The 6,506-nt window shown below is 37.7% G+C and carries 5 protein-coding genes; 2 read left to right on the top strand and 3 right to left on the bottom strand.

All coding sequences use genetic code 11. The features are described from left to right. Positions 1-316 precede the first annotated feature (316 nt). Complete coding sequence (locus tag CK510_RS24205; RefSeq protein ID WP_095724108.1) at positions 317-1,681, top strand: pentapeptide repeat-containing protein; 1,365 nt, start codon at positions 317-319, stop codon at positions 1,679-1,681. Between the two features lie 223 nt (positions 1,682-1,904). Here CK510_RS24205 and CK510_RS24200 read toward each other — a convergent pair whose 3' ends face one another. Then, positions 1,905-2,372, bottom strand: coding sequence for a pentapeptide repeat-containing protein (locus CK510_RS24200; RefSeq protein WP_095724107.1), 468 nt, complete (start codon positions 2,370-2,372; stop codon positions 1,905-1,907). Positions 2,373-2,773: 401 nt separating this feature from the next. Continuing rightward, positions 2,774-3,655, bottom strand: a complete 882-nt coding sequence (locus CK510_RS24195; protein ID WP_095724106.1) for an alpha/beta fold hydrolase — start codon at positions 3,653-3,655, stop codon at positions 2,774-2,776. A 209-nt stretch (positions 3,656-3,864) separates the two neighbouring features. Between CK510_RS24195 and CK510_RS24190 the strand changes: the two genes are divergently transcribed. Beyond that, positions 3,865-5,013, top strand: a complete 1,149-nt coding sequence (locus tag CK510_RS24190) for a glycoside hydrolase family 10-like protein (RefSeq protein WP_095724105.1) — start codon at positions 3,865-3,867, stop codon at positions 5,011-5,013. A 203-nt stretch (positions 5,014-5,216) separates the two neighbouring features. Here the strand turns inward: CK510_RS24190 and CK510_RS24185 are convergent. After that, on the bottom strand, positions 5,217-6,506 hold a 1,290-nt coding region (locus CK510_RS24185), incomplete at its 5' end, for a phytoene desaturase family protein (protein WP_143289415.1).

Below are 6,506 nucleotides of genomic sequence, written 5' to 3'. Positions count from 1 at the left end.
TCATTTAATCGCCACCCTTACTTAGATATTTATCGCTAACTATCTTGACAAATCCTGTTTAAAAGGGAACGAAACAGACCTGCCCTTAATCCCCCCTTGGAAAGGGGGGAAACTAGAAATCCGATTCCCTCACGCCACTTTAATAAGGGGAGGGTTAGGGTGGGGTTCTTTTATTTGGGTCAATTCGAGTACCCGAATTTCCCATTCCCTTTAAATATGATTAAAGTTCTCAAAACCTGATAATCTACAACCTATAGTTAAAACAAAAAAGTAAAAACGTTTTTACTCTCTTGTAATTAATCATGTGAAATTAGACATGGCTCAAGATTATCACCGTGCGAAGCTCAGAGGTAAATCCTTTAAAGGAAAAGATTTAGCGGATGCTGACTTCTCATACTCGGATATTCGAGGTGCGGATTTTACTGATGCAAATCTTAAAGGTGCCAACTTCAGTCATGTGAAAGCAGGATTGCAACGTCGTTGGGCTATTGTTTTAGTTATATTTGCTTTGTTGCTTTCGGCTTTATCTGGTTTGCTGTCGGCAATCGGTGGTTCCCTAGTGGGAATTTTGCTGTTAGATAACAACCGCGAAAATTTGTATGTTGGGATTGTTTGTTTAGCTGTCTTAAGTATCTTCTTTCTGATTACTATTTACCGAGGTGTCAGCGCTGCTTTTGGTTTTATGGCTTTGTCGGTGACTTGTGCTGGTGTTGCTGCTGTTGGATGGGCTGGGATTGTGGCAGTAACATGGGCTGGAGGAACTGCAAATGCTGGTGCGATGGAGTTAGCGCAGGTTGTTGCGGTAGTCGTTACGGGTGCTGTGGCGATAGTAGCTACTATTCTTGGTACTGTGGTAATTGCGGGAACAGTTGCCCTTGGTGGTTATGTGGCTGGTTTATTTGCTGTTGCTGTGACTATTTCTAGTGCTGCTTTGGTATCTGGTGTTGTAGCGATAATGGCTGCGAGGGTAAATCCGATTGCTGGAGGTGTGGCAGTTGCGATCGCAATTTCTGTTATCCTACTTTCAGCTTATGTTGGTTGTCTGGCTCTGTTTGAAGATGAGAAACAAAGCATAATTCGCGATTTAGCTTTATCTATGGCTACTCGTTATGGAACTAATTTTCAGGGTAGCGATTTGACTGATGCTGATTTTACCCGTGCAAAGTTAAAAAATGCCAATTTGCTGAGGACTAATTTAACTCGTACTAACTGGTTTGAAGTCGAACGGCTGAATGTTGCTGCGATTGGAAAATGTTGCCTGAGTAATCACAAAATTAGAACATTACTAGTTACGAAAAATTTACAAAACAAAAATTTAGATGGTTGGGATTTACAAGGTTTAAATTTGCGGGGTGCAAATCTCGTTGATGCCAGCTTAATTGGCACAAAATTAAATAATGCGAACCTGCAAAATGCTAATTTGTCAAGAGTGAATTTAATGCGATCGCAAGTTGATAATACGGACTTTCGCAGTGCAACTCTGACGGGTGCTTTTATCGAGAATTGGGGAATTACACCGGAAACTAAGTTAGAAGGGGTACAGTGCGATTATATCTTTATGCGCGTACCAACGAAAGATAATCCTAACCCCCGACGCTTGCCTGCAAATTGGGAAGAAACATTTCAAGAAGGCGAATTTACAGAGTTTTTTAGACCGCTATCAAAGGTATCGCAAGGCTAAAAAAATCAGATAAATTATTCCTTATGCGATCGCTATATTTTCTATCTGTGTGGGTTTTGTACATACACAATCGATGACAAATTTATAATAAATATTGTAAAGACGAGTTCGGAAGAGATAGTAATATAAATAATACTTCTCTTCTAAACTCGTCTAAATTATTTCAGCTTAAGTTGTTTAAGTTTCTTTTACGAAAACACTCTATTCAACTATTTAATTGCAACTAGTCCCAGTCTTGAACGTTTATTGGTTCTTCACCACCAACACCGATCGCAGTCTCTTCTATATTAGCTTCATCTATATTCAAGTTTTTCATTGATGCTTGGTAAACATTAGAGTTGTGAATAGTCGCATGACTAAAGTTTACTCCATCTAGGTCTGCTTGTTTTAAATTAACATTTGTAACAAAAGCAGAAGTTAGATTCGCACCTTCTAAATTAGCACCAGTCAAATCTGCACCTTCAAGGTTAGCTCTACTGAGATTAGCACCTTTAAGATTAGCACCACGCAAATCCGCACCAATCAAATGGGCACCTGTTAAATCCACACCAGCCAAATTGCATTTAATGCATTCACCTGTTTGCAAAAGTTGTTGCATCTGTGGATTTTTAACTGAACTTTGAGCGTTAACAACGCTAGCAAAAAGTAGGGGAGTCGCTAGGGTTAGAGCCGCGAATATTTTCATCATCATAAAAGCCCCCTTGGTCAGCACATTGCTTGTATTTTGTTCCTCACAATCTTATTATCGCACCTCTTTGTTATTTGGTCATTAGTTCAATCCAGAAACTGTCTATTTTTTTGCTGAGGGAGAAAGTTATAATCAACAATATAAATCCTGCAAATTCTTATCTGACAAACCTTTGCTCTGTTTTCATGACTAGAAATAATCCCTATTTTCTCACATTAAAAATATTGTTAAATATATGTAACAATCATCGTTTGTAAACTTGATGATTATTATCTGTTCTTTACAGTATTAATTTAGGTACTTTTACTATTCTAAATAAGAGTTTCATAAATCAAATGTTATAACTTTATAAAGTTTTTATTGAGTGGGTAGAGACGCAATGAACAAGCACGTCTCTACAGAAGTCAAAAGTCAGCGTAAATTGTGTTTTTACCTAAAAAAGCCCGCATATACTGATTTACCAATGTTGGTTGTTCTTGCTGTATCCAATGACTACAATTGGGAATGTACTGAATTTGCAAGTTTTTAACATACGCTTCAGTACCGTAGGTTAATTCTTTACCTAAAGCTGTGTCGTTTTCCCCCCAAATCATCAGTGTCGGAACTTCCAATATTCCCCATTTTCGTTTTACTGAAGGTTGGAAGATATTGCGGTAATAATTTACCATTGCGGTTAAAGCACCAGGTTTCGATGCTGCGTCTTTGTAAGCATCAATATTAGTTTGGGTAAAAGCGTTTTTATCAACTGCCATACCTTTGATTGCAGTTTCGATAAATTTATAATTTTGTGATTTGATGAATAATTCTGGTAAAAAGGGTAATTGAAAAAAGAATATATACCAACTACGTTTCATCTGTTGGAGTGTACGTAAACCCTCAGCAAACTTATCAGGATGGGGAATATTGAGGACAATTAGCTTTTCTATCATATCTGGGTATGTATAAGCAAAAGACCATGCGATCGCACCACCCCAGTCATGTGCTACCAGTATACATTTATCGTAACCTAACCCGCGAATTACACCTTCGATATCTTTGATAAATTCATCCATTACATAAGCGGATTTTTGCTGAGGTTTCTCGCTATCGTTGTAACCCCGCAAATCTAGTGCTACTACTTTATAGTTTTTAGCAAATTCTGGAATCAAATATCGCCAAGAATACCAAAATTCAGGGAATCCATGTAACATCAACATTAATTCCCCTTCACCTTGGGTAACATAGTGAAGTTTGATCCCATTACTCGTGATATATTCGTGCTGCCAAGTGCTTTCGAGAACAGACATAGTATTTAAATTAGGAATTGGTTGTACTGAAGAATATACAATATTACCCTCCTATCCTCTCATCATTATTGCTTAATATAATATCTCTGACTTCTTTAATTTGATAGGAATATTGCCCTCGCTTTTTATTCCCAATGCAACATGACAAAAAGAGAAATAAAAGCAAATATTACGAATCATAGACAAATCAAAATTTCAAATCAAAAATTATGGCAAACACCGAAATACGTGGGATTTGGTTAACTACAACCGACAGTAATGTACTTTCCTCGCAAACACGAATCAGTGAAGCAATGGAATTTCTTGCGGAAACTGGTTTTAATGTTATTTTCCCTGTAGTTTGGAACAATGCAACAACACAATTTCCCAGTCAAGTGATGCGTCGAACATTTGGAGTGGAAATTAACCAGCAATGTATAGATCGCGATCCATTAGTTGAAGTTGTGGAAGCAGCGCATAAAGTCGGGTTGAAAGTCATACCCTGGTTTGAATATGGTTTTGCTAGTTCGTATAATTTAAACGGTGGAATATTACTAGCGAAAAAACCTGAATGGACAGCACGTGATATTCAGGGAAATTTACTCAAAAAAAATGGTTTTGAATGGATGAATGCACTCGATTTAGAAGTACAAGAATTCATGTCCAATTTAATATTAGAAGTCGTCCAAAATTATGATGTCGATGGAATTCAAGGAGACGATCGCTTACCAGCATTTCCCTGTGAAGGTGGTTATGACAAGGGAACAATAGAACGCTATCATCAGCAATTTGGAACCAATCCACCAGCTAATAACAAAGATAAACAATGGCTACAATGGCGTGCCGATATTTTAACTCAATTTTGGGCAAAACTCTACCATCAAATTAAAGAGATTAATCCCAATTTGATTGTTTCCATCTCTCCGAATATCCATGATTGGGCATATAAAGAATATTTGCAGGATACCCCAAATTGGTTAAAACAGGGAATAGTCGATATTATCAACCCCCAGATTTATCGACGGGATTTCAATAGCTACAAACAGATTATTGACAAACTAGTTACAGAGCAATTTACAAGTGTCACTTTACCGAAACTTGCACCAGGAATACTGATGAAACTGGGTTCCTACACCATCAGTACAGATTATTTGATACAAGCAATTGAATGCGATCGCAATCGTGGCATTAATGGAGAAGTATTCTTTTTCTATGAAGGATTACGGGAGAATAACAACCAACTAGCGAAAGTATTACGAAATCATATTTATACCAAATCAGCCAAATTTCCCACAATATCAGAATTAAATCAACCTAGTATTCAAAATCAGAATTTATCACCTTGGCAAAAACTACAGAATTTTTTTCAAAACCCATAACTCAATAACTGCTATTACTAATAAATTAAGATATTAACACTCTTACTCTCTGCCGAAGTTTGCCGGAAGAATAATCTCCCGGCAACTTCTCTCTGCGACTTTGCGACTTTGCGCGAGACAAATCCATATTTTATTAGATACTATATTCAGATGCGTTAAGCCTTGCCATCACATAACGCACGTTCCGTTATATATAAACTCGTCTAATGAAGCTTAAACACAGAGGCAACCGTAGATGCGATCGCATCCCGTGCATCTTTGAATGTTTGTGCGATCGGATGTTGAGTTTGTAAGAAAACTCGCGCACAATTCCGTCCAGGCATTCCTGATATTGAACCACCTGGATGTGTTCCTGCACCAGTTAAAAACAGATTATCAATTGGTGTTTTATAATTAGCAATTTCCGGTAAAGGACGGAAAAATATCATTTGATCTAATGTCATATCAATATGATAGTAATTCCCCTTATATGCACCCAATCTTTCCCCTAATTCTGCTGGACTTTCAACACGACGGGCAATAGTTGCATTTTTTACATTTGGCGAATATTGTGCTAATTTATCAACCACTTTGTCAGCAACTTGATTCTTTAATTCATCCGTCCAACCAGTTCCCCTTAAACCCGTTCCTTCCGCACCAGCTATTTGATAAGGGGCAAAAAATTCAATCCAGAGGGTGTGTTTTCCAGGTGGTGCTAGTGATGGGTCACGGAAACTTGGCATTACCACATACATCGATGGGTCACTATCAGGAATTTGTCCCAAAGTACACAAACTATGTGCTTGTTCCACATGCATTACCGAGTCTGCAATTAATATTGACCCCACTAAATATTCATCTTTATGGTCATGATGAACAAAATTTAAAGGCTCATCTAATGCTAAATCAATCTTGAGAATTGTCTCATTATTATTAACAATTCTTCTTTCCAATCTTTTCCGCAAATTTGCATCAGTAGCATCGATATCACTACTATCCACTAACTGTAAAAATAGCCGTTTCGCATCAATATTTGAAATTACACCACACTTAGCACGATATTCATTAATACCAGCTTTCACAGCAACAGCTTTACCATCATCAACCAACACTTTTTCTACATGCTGATCGGTTAAAATTACCCCACCCAAACTAGTTACTAAATTCACCAAAGCTTGCACCAAAGCACCCGTACCACCCCGTGGACGTGCCATTCCAGGGTTATGACGCATTGCCATCATCATTACACCAATGGCGAGGTTTTTCTGTGAAGGTGGTGCCCCTAATTCTGCCGCAAGTCTTGCTAGAGGTGCTTTCAAAAACTCCTCATCAAACCATTCATTGAGGATATCTTCAGCACTTGTTAGCATTGTGCGGACAAAATCTAAAGTTTTATTGGGTGAACCAATGACTGAAAATAAGTCTTTTATTTTGGCAATATCATAATTACCAAAAATATCAATTACTGATTTTGGTGGAGCATTAAACATGGGAATCATCGCACTAATTGTACG

It is taken from the genome of Brunnivagina elsteri CCALA 953 (genome assembly GCF_002289455.1).
GTDB classification, from domain to species: Bacteria; Cyanobacteriota; Cyanobacteriia; order Cyanobacteriales; family Nostocaceae; genus Brunnivagina; species Brunnivagina elsteri.
The sequence above is the reverse complement of the archived record's forward strand: the minus strand, read 5'-3'. Positions and strand labels throughout refer to the sequence as shown.

What these genes read in the sequence shown, in the direction of transcription:
- CK510_RS24205 (WP_095724108.1), top strand. Translation starts at nt 317, where the DNA reads ATGGCTCAAGATTATCACCGTGCGAAGCTCAGAGGTAAATCCTTTAAA.
- CK510_RS24200 (WP_095724107.1), bottom strand. Translation starts at nt 2,372, where the DNA reads ATGATGATGAAAATATTCGCGGCTCTAACCCTAGCGACTCCCCTACTT.
- CK510_RS24195 (WP_095724106.1), bottom strand. Translation starts at nt 3,655, where the DNA reads ATGTCTGTTCTCGAAAGCACTTGGCAGCACGAATATATCACGAGTAAT.
- CK510_RS24190 (WP_095724105.1), top strand. Translation starts at nt 3,865, where the DNA reads ATGGCAAACACCGAAATACGTGGGATTTGGTTAACTACAACCGACAGT.